Raw genomic sequence first — 18,888 nt, forward strand, 5'->3', positions numbered from 1 at the left:
CCCGCTGCCGACCCCCTCCGGCATGGATCCGATCGAAAGGAACAGGCGGTCCGGCCTTATGGCTGGATCGCCTGTTCCGAATTCTCCAGACGCCCGCGCACCGCACCAATGAGCTGCGCCGCCGAATAAGGCTTGGTCAGCAGCGCCGCGTCCATATCGGCCGCATCCGCCGCCATCCCACCATCACCCGTCGCAAACACGATCGACAGGTCCGGTCGTAGCTGTCGTGCCCGCCCGGCCAGTTCGATCCCTGACTCGCCCGGCAGATTGATGTCCGTCACCAGCACATCGATCTGAGCGGTCTGGAGTGCGGTCATCGCCTCCTCGGCCGTCACCGCATGGACGACGACGAAGCCGGCATCCTGCAACGTCTCGGCCGTATTCGCGCGGATCAGATCGTCATCCTCGACCAGCAGGATCGTCCGACCATCATGCAGTGGCTGCGTGGCTTGGACCGGCTGGGCCGGTTCTGCCTGTTGAGGCCGCGCAGCCGGGACGGTATTCTCCGTCGGCATCCGCCGTTGCCGTTGATTGGCAAGGACGTGGCGGAACTTCCGGGCCAGCGCCTCACGCGTATAGGGCTTGGACAGGAGCTCGACGCCCTTGTCGAGCCGCCCGCCATGAACGATCGAATTCTCGGTATAGCCCGAGGTGAACAGCACCGCGATATCGGGTAGTCGCTCGCGTGCCTTGCGGGCCAGCTCGGGGCTTTTCAGCGTGCCGGGCATGACGACATCGGTGAACAGCATGTCGATCGGAATGCCGCTTTCGATGACGTTGAGCGCGCTTTGCGCATCGACTGCCTTCAGCACGCGGTACCCGAGGTCGGACAGCAGTTCGACCACAGTCGCGCGCACCTCGGCATCGTCCTCGACGACCAGCACTGTCTCGGTGCCGCCGGAGATCGGACCGGTATCGACCGCGACCTCGACATCCTCCGCCTCAAGCGCGCGCGGCAGATAGAGCTTGATCGTCGTGCCGTGATCGACCTCGGAATAGATCTTCACATGGCCGCCGGACTGTTTGACGAAGCCATAGACCATCGACAGGCCAAGGCCCGAGCCCTTGCCTTCGCCCTTGGTCGAGAAAAACGGCTCGAACACCTTTTCGATGATCTCGGCACTCATGCCGCAGCCGGTGTCAGACACCGCGAGCATGACATACTGGCCCGGCGCCACCTCTTCATGGGTACGCGCATAGTCGTCATCGAGATGGGCATTGCCGAGCTCGATGGTCAGCTTGCCCTGGCCGTTCATCGCGTCGCGCGCGTTGATCGCCAGGTTCAGCAGCGCATTCTCGATCTGCGCGGGGTCGATGAAGGTGTTCCAGAGACCGCCGCCGACGATCGTCTCGATCTCGACGCCTTCACCGATCGCCCGGCGCAGCATGTCGTCCATGCCCTGCACGAAGCGCGTGACGTTGACGACCTTGGGCTCGAGCGCCTGACGCCGGCCAAAGGCGAGCAACTGGGACGCCAGCTTGGAGCCGCGCGACACGCCGGCCATGGCATTGGCCACCCGCTGTTCGGCGCGCTCATTGCCCGCCACATCCTTGCCGAGCAGTTGGAGATTGCCCGACACGACCTGAAGCAGATTGTTGAAGTCGTGCGCGACGCCGCCGGTCAGTTTGCCGATCGTCTCCATCTTCTGCGCCTGGGCCAGCGCGCGCTCGGCCTGACGCCGCTCGCCAATCTCCTCGATGACGCGGTTTTCCAGCGTCTCGTTGAGTTGGCGGAGCTGCGCCTCGGCCCGCTCGCGATGGCGGACCTGACGCGCCAGGACATCGGCCTGATCGCGCAGGGCCTGTTCAGCGGCTCGTTGATCGGTGATGTCGGTATGCACGCCGACCCACTCGATCAATTCGCCGTCGCTGCCGATGATCGGCAAGGCGCGAATGGCAAAAGTGCGCCAGGCACCGTCGTGGCGACGAACACGGTGTTCGTGGATGAACATCGACTTGGTCGCAACGGCGTGGTTCCAGGCGACGACCGACGCTTCGGCATCATCGGGATGAACGGCACCCGACCAGCCGAAGCCCTGATATTCCTCGAATGTCTGACCGGTGATCGCGGCCCAGCCCGGCTGCTCGCCGACCATCCGCCCTTCGGCGCTGTTGGTCCACAGGACGCCGTGCACCGCATCCATCGCGGCGCGGAATCGGCGGTTGCTACGCTCGACTTCCTCGGCATGGCGCATCCGGTCATCCACGTCGAAGACCAGGATATGAAAGCCGATCACCGCGCCATTCTCGTCGTGACGCGGGATGTAACGGGTTTCCGCCCGGCGACTGCTGCCGTCGCGATGCTGCAACCGGACATCGGCGACGACCGTCTCCCCCGCCAGCGCGCGGGCGATCAGCGGCTGGCGCTCCGCATAATCGGCCTCGGTCAGCACGTCGCTGATCCGGCTGCCGATCATCGACTGGGGATCGACACCCAGAAACTCGCGGTAATAGTCGTTGGCGAAGCGATATCTCTCCTCGCGGTCGACGAACGCGACCAGCACCGGCAACGAATCGGTGATGATCCGCAACTCGGCCTCGCTCTCCGCCAGCCGACGCTCGGCCGCGACCCGGCCGGTATTCTCGACGACAGTGCACATCACGCCGCCCACATCGCCGCGATCGAGATAGATGGGCGTGTAATAGAGGTCGAACACGACCTTTTCCTGCACCCCGGCGCGCGTGACGATCAGCGGCTGGTCGCGATAGGCGCTGTCCTCGCCCGCAAAACCGCGTTCCAGGATGGCGCGGTTCCAGTCCCAGATTTCAGGCCAGATCTCAGGGACAAGACCCCCAAAGGCCGCCGGATGGCGCGGACCTGCGATCGACCGATAGGCGTCGTTATAGATCATCACATGATCCGGTCCCCACATCAGGACCTTTGCAATCGGAGAATGCACGATATTGGCGACTGTCGTGCGCAGCGCCGAGCACCAATTGTCCGGTGTCCCGAGCGAGGTGTGGCTCCAGTCGAACTCGCGCACCCGTTGGCCGCATTCGCCGCCGCCGACCAACCAATGTTCGGGGGACAGCGCCAGCGTTTCGTCGCGCAGCCGTTCCAGCGCGGCAACGACCATGGCGTGCTCGTCGGGGTAGCGGCCTTCGTCGAGGGCCTGGGCGACATATCGGTCGAGCTGTGCCGGGAGCGACAGCATTCGCGACAGGGGAGTGCTCATAGGTTGACGCATGGGTAAGCTATACCATCAAGTCAATTGCTCAATCGTTGATATGTCCCGAATTGCGCACGGTTTTCACCAGCTCGTCAGCTCGGTTCGGTTTCGGCCTTGGGGTGATGGGGCTCCAGGATCAGGGTTTGTCCTTCGACCCGCCAGCTCTTCAAGCGTGACAGAAAGTTCATGCCCAACACATCGGTATCGCCGAACGCCGGCGAGACGACGACGGGCAGATCATAGGCGCGGATGGTGCCCAGCTTCAGCGTTTCGACCTTGGCGGTCTGGGCGCGGATCATGCCATTGGCGGTATTCAGCACCACGGGCATGACGGGAGCGCGCGGCCGCAACCCGGCCGCCTGGGCGCTGGCGACCGAAAGGGCGGTCAGCGTCGCCCCGCTATCCACCAGCATCCGGCGACTGACGCCGTCGACCGAGACCCGCGCCCAGAAATGGCCATCGGGCGACATCCGGATGCGCACGGTGTCGCCGACCACATTCTGATCCTGCAGGTTCAGAATCTGCATCGCCCGCTGGATATAGGGATCGAATTGTTCGCGCTGATGCACAAGGCTCAGCACCAGGCCGCCCAGGATCAGCCAGCTCAGGATGCTGATGGCGACGCGCAAAACCGGTACCCGCCGGGCGATAAGACCCGCCACGATGACGGCCAGGACGATGACCAATATGGACGTTGGGATGCCCGGAACGGCAGACATGAAAAAGCTTTATCCTCTCAACCCGACACGAAAAGGGTCGGAAGACTAAAGCTTTAACACTGCCAAGATTTACCTCTGCTGACCGGAAAGATCAGGCCTGTTCCGTCTCACCCAGTTCGGCGGCGGTGAATTTGCGGCCGCCATACCAGCGGCGGAAGCTGCCATCGGGCTGGCGGAAATATCGGTTGCCATCATGAAGAACAGGTGCACCCAGCGATCGATAGGCCGCCCAGACGCCATAGACCATGGCGACAATCGCCAGGACCTTGATCCACTCCATCGACTCATCCCTCTTATATTATGGAAGAGAGGCTCGCGATAATCATGATGAAGCGCAAGTAAATTACGTGCTGCGACGCGGCAGATATCGAATTTAATATTGCTGCATTGCAGTGTGATTTTTAGGAAAGGGGCGGCTGAGCCAGGGCGATCCCTTCCATCCAAACCGGCGCATGCGTTCAGCTCCACGGGTGATGCCGATGCGCGGACCGGCGACGATGGGGGGCGTTTCGCTCCGCTCAGCCATCTCGAAGGGGGGCGCAGAAAGCGAAACGCCGTCCAGGGCAAGGTCGATTTCCAGCGCCTCACAAAGCCGCCCCGGTCCGGCGCAAAGGTCGCGTTCGCGCATCGCCAAGCCGCGTCGCGCGCGTATTCGCTCGATGCCATATAGCGGCTCGATCGCACGGATCAGGACGGCGCTACCGGGCTCACCACAGACGATGTTCAAGCAATGGTGCAGTCCATAAATGCGATAGACATAAGCATGCCCGACCGGCCCGAACATCGCCGCATTGCGCGGTGTGCGGCCGGCGAAACTATGGGAGGCCGGGTCGGCCATGTCATAGGATTCCGTCTCGACGATCACGCCGCCGACCCCATCGATCTGCAAGGTAGTACCGATGAGATCGCGAGCGACGAGATCGACATCCCGCATATAGAAATCAGGAGGCAATGGCTTCATGCGGAGGCGTCGATCCGGTGCCAGAAGCTGGTGTCGGCCAGCAGTTCGGCTACGGGGTGGCGTTCATCGTCGATGACGACCTGCGTGTCGCGCCAATCGACATGCTGGCCCTCGCTCATCAGGGGCCAGAGCCGAATTCCGACAACAACGGTCAGCGTCGTGCCTTCATGCGTTCGGCGAAAGGCCAGAACCCGGTCCTTGCCATGGCCGGTTACGGCCAGCGGCTGGTAATCGCCTTCCGCAAACAGCGCAGGATGCTGGCGTCGCGCCGCCAGCAATGTGGCGAGCAGCGTCATCTTCGCGCTGCTACCGTCTGACAGCGCCGCTTCCCGAGCGGCGTAATCGACCGGACGGCGATTGTCCGGATCGACGAGGCTCAGATCCTCCAGTTCGGTCCCCTGATAGCAATCGGGGATACCCGGCACCGTGTAACGAAGACCCAGTTGCGCCAGGCTGTTGGCCGTTGCCGCCGGTGCAATCGCCTTGAGCAGCGCCGCCAGATCGGCCCGAAACGCCTGTCCCTCAGTACCCGTGATCAGCGCCTTGGCGAGCGTGTTGCAGCGCTTCTCATAATTACTGTCCGGTTCTTCCCAGGACGACCGCAGCTTGCCTTCGCGCAAGGCCTTTTCCTGCCAGGCGGCGACGCGGCCGACAAACTCTTCCAATGCGGGTGCGCCCGGCCATGCGCCGACGAGCGTCTGGACGAGCATATACCAATCGGCCGGATCGACCCCTTCGGAAAGCGTGAGTGTTTCCGTTCGCCAGCGCTCGACAATCTCACGCCATTCGTCGGGCATGGCGCTCAGGACGGCGAGCCGGGCGCGGACATCTTCACCACGCTTATGGTCATGGGTCGCGGTCGTCAGCATCGCGCGGGGGAAGCGTTCGGCGCGCCCCGTCATGCGATCATGGAATTCCGCGATGGGCATGCTCATGCGTCCGGCATCGAAGCCGACATCGTTGCGCGATAGCAGGACGCCATGCCGGTAGAAGGCGGTGTCTTCCACCGCCTTGGCGGCGATCGGAGCCGAGAGCTGTTGGAAGCGGCGCACGGCCTCCGCTCGAAGGCTATCCTCACCCGGCCCGTCACCGGCCAGCCAGGTCAGGATCTGATCGACGACGAAGGCTTCGCCGGGCGGAATGAAACGCTCGACCCGGCTGCGGGCTTCGTCGCGGATCAGACGGTCTGTCTCGGGCGCATCGGGGCCATAGGTGCGATAGACCGGGAAGACCCAGAGCAGCCGCTCGATCGCCCGACGGAGCATGGGTGTGGTGATGGATCCAACCAAGTCCGTTGCGGAAGCGGGCAATTTCGCAAAGGCCGTGACGCATTGGTCGAGTTGGCCCGCGAATTGCCAGGCTAGCAAATCCTCTCGCGCCTGCAACTCCTCCGGTCCGAAATCGGCAGAGCGACCACTCAGTTGCGCCCAGAGGTCGGCCAAGGGTCGTGTCCCTTCGGGGGCGTGGAGAAGCGCGGAAACCTCCTCCATGAAGTCATAACCGCTGGTGCCGTCGACGCCCCAATCGGTGCCCATCGCTTCGTCCGCCGCCAGGATTTTTTCCACGACGATATAGGCGCGGTTGCCGTCGTCACGGGGGATGGTGTCGAAGCGCTGGCGCAGCTTGCGGCAATAGCCGATCGGATCGGTCAGCCCATCGACATGGTCGATCCGCACCCCGTCGATCAGCCCTTCGGCATAGAGCCGGAAATAGAGCGCGTGGGTTTCCTCGAACACCGCGTCGTCCTCGACTCGCAGACCCGCGAGATCGTTGATGGTGAAGAAGCGCCGCCAGTTCAGTTCGTCATTGGAAACGCGCCAGGATGCCAACCGGTAATGCTGCCGGTCGAGCAGATCGGCGAGGGGTAGGGTCTCGGCGTCGGCCTGATCCTCGTCGCGGATCGGCAGCCGATGCTCGCCATAGGCCACGATCTCGGCCTGGCCATCGGCGCGCTCGACGGCGATCTGTCCGTCGGCCAGCGTTTGGGACAGGGGAGAACCCAGGATCGGCAGGACGAGCTTTCGCGACCAGTCGATATCGAAGAAGCGAGCATAGGCGCTGTCCGCTCCATGAGTCAGTACGTCGTTCCACCAACGATTGCCACCGCCCCCAACACCCATATGATTGGGCACGATATCGATGATGAGACCCATCCCCCGGTCACGAGCCGACTGGGCCAGTGACCGGAAAGCCTCCTCGCCGCCCAATTCGGGATTGATGCGGGTCGGATCGATCACGTCATAGCCATGCGTCGACCCCGCTGCCGCCGTGGTGATCGGCGACGCATAGACATGGCTGATCCCCAGGCGGTCGAGATAGGGCAACAACGCCTCCGCGCGGGCGAAGGGGAAGTCCTTGTGAAACTGAAAGCGGTAGGTGGCGCGCGGCGTCATGGACGGCGTCCTTCGATAAGGGTCAGCGGGCGTTGAGCATTGTAATGCGGGCGACGACCGTCGTATCGGCGGTCAAGGCCTCCAGCGTATCGGGCAGGCGACGGCGCCAATTGGGATGCTCGTCTACCGTGCCCGGCAGATTGGGCTGTTCAATCAGGCCAAACAGGTCCTCGACGGGCACGATGGCAAGGGGGCAGGGGGTGGCCGCCACCGCTTCGATGGCGGCATCGACCACGACGGCGGCTTCCGCCGGAGCAGGGCCTTCCCCGATTGCGTCCCAAAGCCGAGCCCGCTCTTCCTTGCGTTCTTCGACTTGGTCATCGGATACGGTGGTGCCCGCGATCTGCGCACGCCATTCCAAGTCCCGACCTTCCCACCAGCCGGCGACCGTCGCGATGTCATGCGTGGCCGTCATGGCGATCGCATGGGCAGACCATGTCTCGGGCGCCAGAAAATGGCCGGCCTTGTCGCGTTCGAACGGCAGGACCCGCATCCCCAGCATCCCGGCGTCTGCCATGGTGTCGCGAAAGCCGGGAGGCACGGTGCCGAGATCCTCGCCGATCACGATCGCGCCGCGCCCGTCATTCGCTCGGTGTGCCTCGATCTTCAAGATACGCAACATGTGATCGAACGGCATGGTCAGATACGCACCCTGATCCGCCGCCCGACCGTCGGGAATAACCCAGAGCCGACCAAGGCCAAGGGCGTGATCGATCCGCACGCCCCCCGCATGGGCGAAGATCGCACGAAGCGTCCGAATGAAGGGCGCGAAGCCCTGTCTGCGCAACGCAAAGGGCGAAAGGGCGGTGATCCCCCAATTCTGCCCATCGGGCCCCAGCGGATCGGGCGGTGCACCGATCGACAGACCAGTCAGCAAGTCTTGCGGCCTGCTCCACCCGTCGGCACCGTCGCCCGCGACACCGATGGCGAGGTCGGCGATCAGGCCGATCGCCATGCCGGCGCCCCGCGCGGCACTGGCGGCTTTCGCCAGCCCGCGATCTGCCTGCCACTGGGTGAAGGCATGGAAGGTAACGGCGTCCTCATGCTCCGCGACGAAGCGGCTTACCGTGTCGCTGGCAGGATCATGATATTCGGTCGGCCATTGGGGCCAGCCGCTGGCTCCTGCCCGGGCGTGAAAATAGGTATGGAGGGTATCGAAGACGACATGGGCCTGAAGCCGTTCGCCCTGCGACTGCCGCCACTGCGCGAATTGCGCCCGTTCTTCGGAAGACAAGCCATCATATGCGGCGCGGAGGTCACGCATCCGATCCGGTGCGGCGGATTTCCAGTCGATCAATTCACCGGCTTCGACCACGGGTTCCCCCGCTGGTCCGAGCCACGCATTGCGGAATAGCCGGCTGGACGGAGCATAGGGACTGAAGCGCGTGGCATCGGCGGGGAACAGGGCATGGACCGGGCTGATCGCCAAGGCTGCCGCTCCGGCGCGACCCAGGGTTGTGGCGGCCGCGGCCAGGCTGGCGAAATCTCCATAGGCCCCGTGCCCCTCGCGCAGCGATGGGATCTGGACCGCGCTACCCCAATGACGACCAGCCGGCGGCGATGGACATCGACGTGGCGCGACCGCGACCGTCAGTTGGCGTTCGCCCTGTTCCAGGCGATGATAGCCGGGCGCGAGCTGTGCAGGGAGTTGAGCTCGTCCGCCTTGTTCTTCCAGCTTTACCGATCGGATTTCGCCATCCTCGAGCAAAAGCTTTGCCGACCCCGATCGCCAACCCTCTGGCAAAGCAATGGCTTCCCCGACATCACCAGACACGAACCGTTCTTCGCCAACGTCATGATCAAGACACGCCAGGATGGCCTCCAGCGCCTCATCGGAGACTTGCTGGTCGGTTCCCTTCGCGTCCTGCCAGTCGCGGATCAGCCCGGCGGATTTGGCCCGATCGTGAAGGTCGCTCACGCCGAAATCCAGGCAGCGAACCGATCGCCCTCACGGTGGATCAGTGTTCCCTCCTCTCCGAAGGCAGACGCAGGAGCGTCACTCAGGTCGATCTGGATGGTCAGCGTCGCACCATCCGCCATTCGCCAGCGAGCTTTGACGGCGGCATCGCCGACCACGTCCGCATCAATGCCAATGGCACCCTTGAGACGCGGCACGATATGCACCTGTCGCAGCATCAGCAATTCCCGGTACAGCGCCCGCCACTCGCCCGCATCCGGCCCGGGTTTCGGCACGGACGCTTCGAATGTCGTCCGGGCATTGGGATCGGGAATGCGTTCGCGTGCTTGCTCATCCGCAAAAGCCTCGAACTTCGCGAATTCCTTTCGGCGGCCTTCGCGCACGGCATCGGCCAGTTCGTCATGGAAGTCGGTGAAAAACAGGAAAGGACTGTCGCTCCCCTCATCCTCGCCCATGAACAGCAGCGGGATTTGCGGCCCCAGCAGCAGCAGCGCGGTGGCGGCGCGAAGGCGTTCGCGATCGGTCAGCCGGATCAGCCGCTCGCCCATGGCACGATTGCCGACCTGGTCATGGTTCTGAAGGAAGGCCACGAAGGCGGTGCTGGGCAGATGCACCGATGGCTTGCCGCGGGGCGTGCCATCGTGATTGGCAGACCCTTCGCCCTGATAGATGAAGCCTTCCTTCAGACAGCGCGCGAGACGTTCGGCCGGACGGTCGGCGAAATCGCCATAATAGGCGCTGGTCTCACCGGTGAGCAGGACGTGCAGCACATTGTGAAAGTCGTCGTTCCACTGCGCGTCGAACCGCTCCGGGGACAGGCGGTCGGCGTCGTTCTTCTCATTCTCCAGAACCAGATGAACCTGTCGCTCGGGCAGGCTGGCACGAAGCTCGCGCGCCATGCGGTCGAGGAAATCGTCATTGGCGATGGCATGGACGGCGTCGAAGCGAAGCCCGTCGATGCGATAATCGCGCAGCCACATCAGCGCATTGTCGACGAAGAAACGATGCACCGTATCGACATCGACCGCCACCGCGCCACCCCAGGGGGTGTCGACATCCTTGTGAAAGAAGGCGCCGGCATAGGCATTGAGGTAATTCCCGTCAGGACCGAAGTGGTTGTACACCACGTCGAGAAAGACGGAGATGCCCAGCATATGCGCGGTGTCGATCAGCGTCTTCAGTTCGGCCGGCGAACCATAAGCCTCGGCCACGGCATAGGGCAGGACACCGTCATAGCCCCAGTTGCGCGTACCGCCGAAAGCATTGACCGGCATCAACTCGATCGCGGTGATACCCGCCGCCGCTAAGCCCGCCAGCCGATCGCGGATGCCGGCAAAACCACCGAGCGTCCCCGCATGGACCTCCAGCAACACCGTCTCTTCCCACGGCCGTCCACGCCATTCGGTCGCGCTCCAGGCAAAGGCGTGATCGACGGCGACGCTCCAACCGTGAACGCCGCCGGATTGCAGCCGGGAAGCGGGATCGGGCACGACCAAATCCGCATCCAGTCGGAAACGGTAGCGGGTGCCAGGGCCGGCCTCGGCATCGACGGAGAACCACCCTTCTGCATCGCGCTCCATGGCGACAGACGCGCCGCCATGGATTTCGAGCGTGACCCGATCGCGATCCGGCGCCCAGAGGCGGAAGCGCGCCGTACCGTCATCCCGCAGCTCGGGGCCCCAACTGGTCATGACGCAATCACGTCATGCCAGGTGATCAGGACGGCGCTCTGCGGCGCGACCTCATAGCTGTCGCCGATAGCGATCTCGCCCTGCTCGGGCTTGGCACTGTCGATCAGGACAGTGCGATCGTTATGGGGCGGGGGCAGGGTGAAGGTGATCGGATCGGGCGAAGCGTTGAGCAGCAGCGAAACAGCCTCGATACGGTCATCCTCGGTCTTAATCGCGCGTCGCATCATCAGGGCGCGACCCTCCGGGTTGTTCCAGTCGTCGGGGCTGAGCTGATCGCCGCGCTCGTCCCACCATTCGATATCGTTGACGCCGTGCCCCGGCGTATCCTGTCCGTAAAGGAATTGCGGCGCGCGCAGCACTTGATAGCGGCGACGCAGGTCCGCCAATCTGGCGGTGAAGGCGATCATCGCCTCACCTTCCTCGGACGCGGCCGCTTTCCAGTCGAGCCAACTGATCTCGTTATCCTGGCAATAGGCATTGTTGTTGCCATGCTGGGTACGACCGAACTCATCGCCGGCCACGATCATCGGCGTGCCGAGCGAGGCGAGCAGCGTCGTCATCATCGACCGCATCACGCGACCGCGTGCCGCCTTGATATTCTCGTCGTCGGTCGGTCCTTCGACGCCCCAGTTGCGCGAATAATTCTCGGAATGGCCGTCGCGATTGTCTTCCTTGTTCGCCTCATTGTGACGCTGTTCGTACATGACGGTATCGGCGAGCGTGAAACCGTCATGCGCGGCGAGCATGTTGAGGCTCGCCCAAGGGCGCCGGGCTCGCCGGTCGAACAGGTCACCCGAGCCCGAGAGGCGGGCGGCCAGTTCCCCCCGCTGACCGGGATCGCCACGCCAGAATTTGCGCACGGTGTCGCGATACTTGTCATTCCACTCCGAGAAGCCGGGCGGGAAATTGCCGAGCTGATAGCCACCCGGCCCCACGTCCCATGGCTCGGTCAGAAGCTTCAACCGACCCAACACCGGGTCCTGGCGGAGCACATCGAAGAAGGCCGCCCCCGGATCGAAGCCATCGGCTTCGCGGCCCAACGTCAGGCCCAAGTCGAAGCGGAAGCCGTCAATGCCAAAGCTCGTCGCCCAATAGCGGAGCGAGTCCGCCACCATCTGGATCACCCGCGCCTTGGACAGGTTCAGCGTGTTGCCGGTGCCGGTGTCGTTGATCGTGTAGCGCGGCTGATCCTGGACCAGTCGGTAGTAGCTAGCATTGTCGAGCCCGCGCCATGACAGGGTCGGGCCCTTTTCCGACCCTTCACAGGTGTGATTGTAGACGACGTCGAGGATCACTTCGATCCCCGCCTTATGCAGCTTGTGCACCGCGCGGCGAAGTTCGTCCTGCGTGTCGGTCGCGAAATAGGCCTGCTCGGGCGCGAAAAAGCCGAGCGTGTTATAGCCCCAATAGTTGCGTAAGCCTTTTTCCTGCAGGAAGCGGTCCTGGGTAAAGCTGTGGATCGGCAGCAACTCGATCGCGGTGACGCCGATGCGCTTCAGATGCTTGATGACCGCCGGATGGCCGAGACCGGCATAGGTCCCACGCTCACGCGGCGGGACCAGCTCCATCAGCTTGGTCAGGCCCTTGACGTGCGCTTCATAGATGACGGTTTCCGACCAAGGGGTATTGGGCTTCACGTCGCGCGACCAGTCGAAATGATCGTCCACCACCACCGCCTTGGGCATGGCGGCGGCGCTGTCGCGCTTGTCGAAGCTCAAATCCTCCTTTTTAGACCGGATTTGATAGCCATGTAGCGCGTCGGTCCATTTGATCTCGCCGAACAACTTGCGCGCATAGGGGTCGAGCAGCAGCTTGTTCGGATTAAAGCGATGGCCCGCCTCGGGCTCATAGGGGCCATGGGCGCGGTAGCCATAGAGCAGACCCGGACCGACATCCGGCAGATAGCCGTGCCAGACCTCGTCCGTGCACTCGGGCAGGGTATAGCGCCGCAGTTCGCGCTTGCCCTTGGCATCGAACAGGCAGAGTTCGATCCGGTCGGCATTGGCCGAATAGACGGCGAAATTAACCCCTTCGCCATCGAAGGTCGCCCCCAGCGGATGGGGCGAACCGGGCAGAATCCGATCGGGCAATGCGGTCAAGTGGGCTCTCCGGCAAAAGTCGGTGGAAGACTATGCGTGAATTGATTCTGAAAATCAGGAGATGTCGGCTCGGGAGATGGATGGGAGTCCGTCTGCCGAGCGATCGCGTCAGGACTTGCTGGCGCGTGGCTTTCGCGTCTTGGGTTTCGCGGTAACGCCGTCATCCTGGATCGTGGCGGGAGCGGTCTGCGTCGTTTTGGCGCCGGCAGACTTGCGCCGGGTGGAGACAGGCTTGGCCTCTGTCTCCACCTTCGGGGCTTCCTCTGTCGGCGTGTCACTCAACTCACGTTCGGCCATTTCCCAATGGTCCCGATCGCGGCCATGGGGCTCACCTTCGGCCTGCCAGATATCATACGCCCGCTGACGAAGCTGCTCTTCCCGCTGATCCACCGTCTTCTCCCTGTCGTGACACATGATATGTCATCGGCGGCGTAACGATTGATAGGGTCGTTCCGCTCCCGCAAAAAATTAGCTGATCGTCACCGATCAGGAACCGGTGGGCGATTTCGCCTTTACTGGCTCGGGTGCGCTGACGGCGGACAGGGTCTGACGCTGGCTGGGCGGGTCGATCCGGCGAGTGCGGGTAAAGGGCGGCAGCTCGACGCGGGACTTGGTTTCCATCGCCTTGACGATGCCCTCGATGACACGCAGGTCGGACATACCTTCCTCGGCATCTGGCTCGGGATCGCGGTCGTTCAGGATGCAATCCGAGAAGTAGCGCATCTCGCCACCGAACTGGTCGGTGTGCTTGAAGGTCTCATGGCTCTCCTTGTCACCGATCGTCACCTCATGCTCGATCCCCGACTGAAAGCCATAGGCCGGGCTCATATGGATCGAACCCTTCATGCCCGCGATGATCAGGCTGTCGACATTGTTCATCGCATAGCTGACCGTGAAGCTGGCCAGCCGATCGCCGGGCATGCGCAGCACGACGGCGAAGGTATCATCCAGATCGCCCAGTCCTGCGCTGGGTTGGCGCGTGGCCACGGCGCTCTCGACCGCCACGGGTTCGGCACCGAACAGATAGCGGATGGCGTTGATGGGATAGGGCGCCATGTCGAATAGCGGCCCGGCCTCCAGCCCATGCTTGGCGCGGTGATTGTCGGGATCGAGCTTCTGCCCGAAGCATGAGGTGAAGGCGACCAATTCGCCCAGTTCGCCATTGCGGATCTTCTCGATCGCCGCGAGCGTGCCGGGTTCGAAATGCAGGCGATAGGCGGTCATCAGCTTGGCGCTCGACCGCTTCTCCGCCGCCTGGATTGCGCGGGCCTTCTCGACCGAAATCTCCAGCGGCTTTTCGCACAGCACATGGATGCCAGCCTCAAGCGCGGGGATGGCGAACTCCGCATGGCGCCAGTTGGGGGTGCCCAGATAGATGGCATCGCAGACGCCGGCGGTCAGCAGCTTGTCGAATTCATGATAGGAATAGACATGTTCGACGCCGTATCTTTCGGCGAGCGCACGCCCTTTTTCGGCGTCGCCAGTGACGATCGCGGTCAGTTCCGAATTGCCCGTATGCTTGATGCCGGGCAACATCGCCGACTGGGTGATATCGCCGGCGCCCACGACCGCATAGCGGACCTTCGTCGTGCCGAAACCAAATGCCGATGCCAGGCTCATCACATTACTCCCATGTCGTCGTAATGGCTGCTGCAACGCGCAAAACTGCGGAAGGTCCCACGGAGACTTCCTCCTTTTGACGAGTTTCAAGGCGATAACCTGGATCATGATCCCCCTAAGCGGAGCGCGCGCCCTCGTGACATTGCCCGACCAGCATCCCGATCCGCTCCGCGACGAAGACGGTTTCCTCGATCTCGAAAATTATGCGGCGCTGGGCGATGGGCGAAGCGTGGCGCTGAGTGGGGCCGATGGCGCGATCGATTGGTGGTGTGTGCCCAATATGGATTCGCCGCCGCTGTTCGATCGGCTGCTCGACGGCGAACGCGGTGGTTGTTTCTCGATCACCCCGGTCGAGCCCTTTACGGTCGAGCGTCGCTACCGCCCCGACAGCAACGTGCTGGAGACGGTGTTCATCACCGCGGCCGGTCGTGCCAAGCTTGTCGAGTCCCTGAACAGCGGAACAGCCGGGCGGCTTCCCTGGGCGGAACTGGCGCGGCGGGTAGAAGGGCTGGACGGCTTCGTCCGCTTTGCCATCACCCTTCGCTTCAGCCGGAGAGCGGATACCGTCAGCCCTTATTTCGCGCCGGCGGGGGGACATAATGTCTTCCATGTCGATCGGGTGCTCGGCGTGTTTCGCCATTGCGGCCATGTCACGGTCGAGACGATCGAGGATGGGCTGGTCACCGCCCAGGCGGCGGTCGGCCCCGGCGACCGCGCCCGGATCGCCATCATTGCCGGCGAGGATGAGCCGCTGGTCTGCCAGGATATCGAGCAGATCGACGAGCGTATCGATCTGTCCGATGCCGAGTGGCGGCAATGGGCGAGCCGCCTGAAGGTACCCGACGCGCAGCGCGACCGTGTCCTGCGCAATGCGCTGGCGCTCAAGCTGCTGCTCTACTCGCCCACCGGTGCGATCACGGCCGCCGCGACGACCTCCTTGCCCGAGGGGATCGGGGGTTCGAAAAACTATGACTATCGCTACGCCTGGGTTCGCGATGCCGGCTATACCATCAAGGCGTTCCTGCGCATTGGTGCCCATGCCGAGGCGAAGGCCGCCTTCACCTGGCTGCTCAAGCGACTGGGCGAGGCGGAGCCGCAGGTCTGCTACACGCTGAACGGCCAGCGCGTGCCGGCCGAGCAGGAAATCGCCGTCAGTGGCTATCGCCAGTCGCGCCCCGTGCGGGTCGGCAATCTGGCCGGGGGCCAGCACCAGCATGGCATCTATGGCGATATTTTCGAGACGGCGAGCCGCTTCGTGTCCTGCGGCAATTTTCTCGACTCCTCCAGTGCGGAAACCCTGTCGCATCTGGCCGACGCCTGTGCCGATCGCTGGCGCCTGCCCGATGCGGGTATCTGGGAGCTGCCCGAGGAACGCCATTACACCATGTCGAAGATCAGTTGCTGGCAGGCGCTGGCCCGTGCGGTCGAGCTGGCGGATGAGGGCCAAATCCCCACCACCTGCCGCGATCGCTGGGCCCGCGAACGCGACCGCGTCGAAGCTTGGATCGGCGAGCATTGCTGGTCGGAGAAGCGCGGCGCCTATCTGATGCATCCCGACAGTGACGCACTGGACGCCAGTCTGGCGCTCGCGGTGCGTTTCCAGTTCGATGGGCAGGATCGGCTGGCGCGTACCTTGGATGCGATCGACCGGGAACTGGGCAAGGGCGCCTTTCACTATCGTTATTCCGGCGTGGAGAAAGAGGAAGCGTGCTTTCTCGCCTGTACCTTCTGGATGATCGAAGCACGGGCGATCCTGGGGCAGCGGGAGGCGGCCCAGGCGGCGTTCGACGCGGCGACCGAAGCGTTGGATAGCCGGGGAGCGGGCCTTTATGCCGAGATGATCGATCCGGACACCGGCCATTATCTGGGCAACATGCCGCAGGGACTGACCCATCTCGCGGTCATTCAGGCCGCCGTTACGCTATGTGGTGAGGAATTGTGAGCGCGTCGGTGGCGGCTCTTGATGTAAGTTGCTAGCAGCCGGCCGATGACGGCCGAAAAGCTTCCCCCGCAACTGGCGTTCCTCGAAGGGGGTGGCGCAGCGACGCGGCTGATTCTGGACAGGGATTGGGCCGATCATCCTTTCGGCCCACCCGAAACATGGCCGGAGAATTTTCGCGTTGCGTTGAGCCTGGTGCTCAACTCGCCCGAATCGATGATCCTGGCCTGGGGGCCGGATCTGCACTTCTTCTTCAACGAGACCTATTTTCCGCTGCTTGGGCCCCGTCTGTCCTGGGCAATGGGCGCCCGGTTCGATGAAGTCTGGGCGGAAGCACTCGAACAGGCACGGCCGATCATCGACGACGCGCTGGCCGGTCGCACGCAGCGCTTCGTCGATCTGCCCTGGAAGCTGGGAACGGATCGTGGCGAGGCCCTGACCTATTGGACTTTCTCCTACTCCCGTGTCCTCGACGCGGCGGGGGAAGTGGCCGGCCTGTTCATCTTCACCAATGAGACCACGTCGCGCGTGCTGGCCGATGCCGCGTTGCGTGACAGCCAGGAACAGCTATCCGCCGCTTTAGAGGAGCTGCGCGGGCTCAACGTCACGCTCGAACAGCGCATCGTCGAGCGGACGGCCGAGCGAGACCGGATGTGGGACGTTTCTCCCGACCTGCTGACCGTCCTCGACGAGCAGGGGGCGATCCAGCGGGTCAACCCCGCCTGGCATGATCTGCTCGGTTACGCGAGCGGGACATTGCTAGGGCATCTGGTCACCGATCTGGTCCATGACGATGACCTGCCCGCCGCAGAGCGAGCACTATCCCGCTCGTTGGAAGGGCGGGTGGCCCGCACCGAAGTGCGGATGCGCCATGCCGAGGGCCATTATGAATGGATATCCTGGGTCGGCGCGGCGCACGGCAACGAGGTGTTCGCGGTCGGCCGGCACATTACGCAGCAAAGGGCCGCCGAAGAAGCGCTGCGCCAGACCGAGGAACAACTGCGTCAGGCGCAGAAGCTGGAGGCGATCGGGCAACTGACCGGCGGGGTGGCGCACGACTTCAACAATCTCCTCACGGTCATTCGCGGTTCGATCGACCTGCTGCGCCATGCCGATTTCCCGTCCGAGCGGCGCCAGCGCCAGATCGACGCGATCGCCGATGCCGCCGACCGTGCCGCCAAGCTGACCGCGCAACTCCTGGCCTTCGCCCGGCGCCAACCGCTGACGCCCGAGGTCATCGATGTCGGTGCGAGCATCATGACGTTGACCGACATGATCCACACGCTCTCCGGGGCTGGCATTCGGTTGGTCATCGAACGTCCGGAGACGCCATGCTTCGCCCATGTCGATCGCAGCCAGCTTGACACCGCCATCGTCAACATGGCGGTCAATGCCCGTGACGCGATGGCCGGGCAGGGGACACTGACCATCCGCATCAGCTCTGCCATCGGCCCTGATGGAATGGAGCAGGTGCGGATTGCCATTACCGATACGGGTGAGGGCATCCCCAGCGACCGGCTCGATCAGATTTTCGAACCCTTCTTCACGACCAAACAGCTTGGCGCCGGCACGGGCCTGGGGCTGAGCCAGGTTTTCGGCTTTGCCCGGCAGTCGGGCGGCGATGTGCAGGTCGTCAGCCAGCCGGGACAGGGCGCGACCTTCACGCTGATCCTGCCGCAAAGCCATCGCCAGCCTCAGACGGATGCCGGAATGCGGACGATCGATATGGCGCCGCGATCCGATCTGTGCGTCCTCATCGTCGAGGATAATATCGAGGTCGGTCAGTTCGCCGTCGAAGCGCTCAAGACGCTGGGCTGCCGCACGGTGATCGCCACCAATGCCGCCGCCGCGCTGGAGGAACTGAAGGCCGATGCGACGCGCTTCGACCTCGTCTTCTCCGATGTCATGATGCCCGGCCAATCGGGCATCGACTTCGCCCATGACATCACCCGGCTATATCCCGGCCTGCGCATCCTGCTGACCAGCGGATATAGCCAAGTGATTGCCGACGAAGGCAGCCACGGCTTCGCCCTGCTTCGCAAGCCCTATACGCTGGCCGAGCTTGCACAGCAGATTGATCGCCTGTTCCTCGGCTGATCAGTCGAGGTCGTTTTCGCTGACCACGACCAGCGACTGTTCCACATCCCGGCCGAGCGCGGTCAGGGCCGCTTCGAGAATGTCGTCCGAATAACGCTCGAAGAGTTCCACCGCATCGCCCTCGGGAACGTCGCCGCTCAGCGCTTCGAGCACGTCATATTGGACGGCGAACTGATACTCCTCGCCGTCAATTTCGCCGACGAACTCGACCTGTCGATCGCCGACATTGTCCTCCAGCGTGCCCTTGACCACCGTCAACGCATCGTCCGCCATGATCGTCC

The 18,888-nt window shown here is 63.5% G+C and carries 13 protein-coding genes; 2 read left to right on the top strand and 11 right to left on the bottom strand.

What is annotated here, in order from left to right; translation table 11 throughout:
* Window positions 1–56: 56 nt before the first annotated feature.
* From SP6_RS04915 to SP6_RS04960, 10 genes are all read right to left on the bottom strand, one after another.
* Window positions 57–3,176, bottom strand: a complete 3,120-nt coding sequence (locus tag SP6_RS04915) for a hybrid sensor histidine kinase/response regulator (RefSeq protein WP_113667474.1) — start codon at window positions 3,174–3,176, stop codon at window positions 57–59.
* Window positions 3,177–3,262: 86 nt separating this feature from the next.
* The gene (locus SP6_RS04920) at window positions 3,263–3,889 is read right to left on the bottom strand and encodes a retropepsin-like aspartic protease family protein (RefSeq protein WP_007403549.1); all 627 of its coding nucleotides are present in this window, start codon (window positions 3,887–3,889) and stop codon (window positions 3,263–3,265) included.
* 91 nt (window positions 3,890–3,980) lie between these two features.
* On the bottom strand, window positions 3,981–4,169 hold the full coding sequence (locus tag SP6_RS04925; protein WP_007403481.1) for a hypothetical protein: 189 nt from the start codon (window positions 4,167–4,169) through the stop codon (window positions 3,981–3,983).
* Window positions 4,170–4,262: 93 nt separating this feature from the next.
* A complete protein-coding gene (locus SP6_RS04930) occupies window positions 4,263–4,850 on the bottom strand; it encodes a DNA-3-methyladenine glycosylase (protein WP_007403476.1) in 588 nt (195 codons plus the stop codon).
* Entirely contained in the window at window positions 4,847–7,243 is a 2,397-nt protein-coding gene (gene treY, locus SP6_RS04935) for a malto-oligosyltrehalose synthase (RefSeq protein ID WP_007403244.1), read from the bottom strand. Before treY ends, SP6_RS04930 begins: the two co-directional genes overlap by 4 nt.
* A 22-nt stretch (window positions 7,244–7,265) precedes the next feature.
* The gene (gene malQ, locus SP6_RS04940) at window positions 7,266–9,161 is read right to left on the bottom strand and encodes a 4-alpha-glucanotransferase (RefSeq protein WP_007403491.1); all 1,896 of its coding nucleotides are present in this window, start codon (window positions 9,159–9,161) and stop codon (window positions 7,266–7,268) included.
* Entirely contained in the window at window positions 9,158–10,852 is a 1,695-nt protein-coding gene (gene treZ, locus SP6_RS04945) for a malto-oligosyltrehalose trehalohydrolase (RefSeq protein ID WP_007403415.1), read from the bottom strand. The genes malQ and treZ overlap by 4 nt, the downstream gene beginning before the upstream one ends.
* Entirely contained in the window at window positions 10,849–12,951 is a 2,103-nt protein-coding gene (gene glgX, locus SP6_RS04950) for a glycogen debranching protein GlgX (RefSeq protein WP_037567533.1), read from the bottom strand. Before glgX ends, treZ begins: the two co-directional genes overlap by 4 nt.
* A gap of 108 nt (window positions 12,952–13,059) precedes the next feature.
* Entirely contained in the window at window positions 13,060–13,341 is a 282-nt protein-coding gene (locus tag SP6_RS20265) for a DUF2934 domain-containing protein (RefSeq protein WP_197913052.1), read from the bottom strand.
* A gap of 96 nt (window positions 13,342–13,437) precedes the next feature.
* On the bottom strand, window positions 13,438–14,571 hold the full coding sequence (locus tag SP6_RS04960; RefSeq protein ID WP_007403378.1) for a Gfo/Idh/MocA family protein: 1,134 nt from the start codon (window positions 14,569–14,571) through the stop codon (window positions 13,438–13,440).
* A 106-nt stretch (window positions 14,572–14,677) separates the two neighbouring features.
* On the opposite strand from SP6_RS04960, the gene SP6_RS04965 reads away from it, so the two are divergent.
* Entirely contained in the window at window positions 14,678–16,513 is a 1,836-nt protein-coding gene (locus SP6_RS04965; RefSeq protein WP_042468688.1) for a glycoside hydrolase family 15 protein, read from the top strand.
* A gap of 45 nt (window positions 16,514–16,558) precedes the next feature.
* Complete coding sequence (locus tag SP6_RS04970) at window positions 16,559–18,607, top strand: hybrid sensor histidine kinase/response regulator (protein ID WP_007403241.1); 2,049 nt, start codon at window positions 16,559–16,561, stop codon at window positions 18,605–18,607.
* Here the strand turns inward: SP6_RS04970 and SP6_RS04975 are convergent, their stop codons facing one another.
* The gene (locus SP6_RS04975; RefSeq protein WP_037567659.1) at window positions 18,608–18,880 is read right to left on the bottom strand and encodes a DUF1488 family protein; all 273 of its coding nucleotides are present in this window, start codon (window positions 18,878–18,880) and stop codon (window positions 18,608–18,610) included.
* Window positions 18,881–18,888: the final 8 nt, after the last annotated feature.

The organism is Sphingomonas paucimobilis NBRC 13935 (assembly GCF_000739895.2).
Lineage (GTDB): Bacteria > Pseudomonadota > Alphaproteobacteria > Sphingomonadales > Sphingomonadaceae > Sphingomonas > Sphingomonas paucimobilis.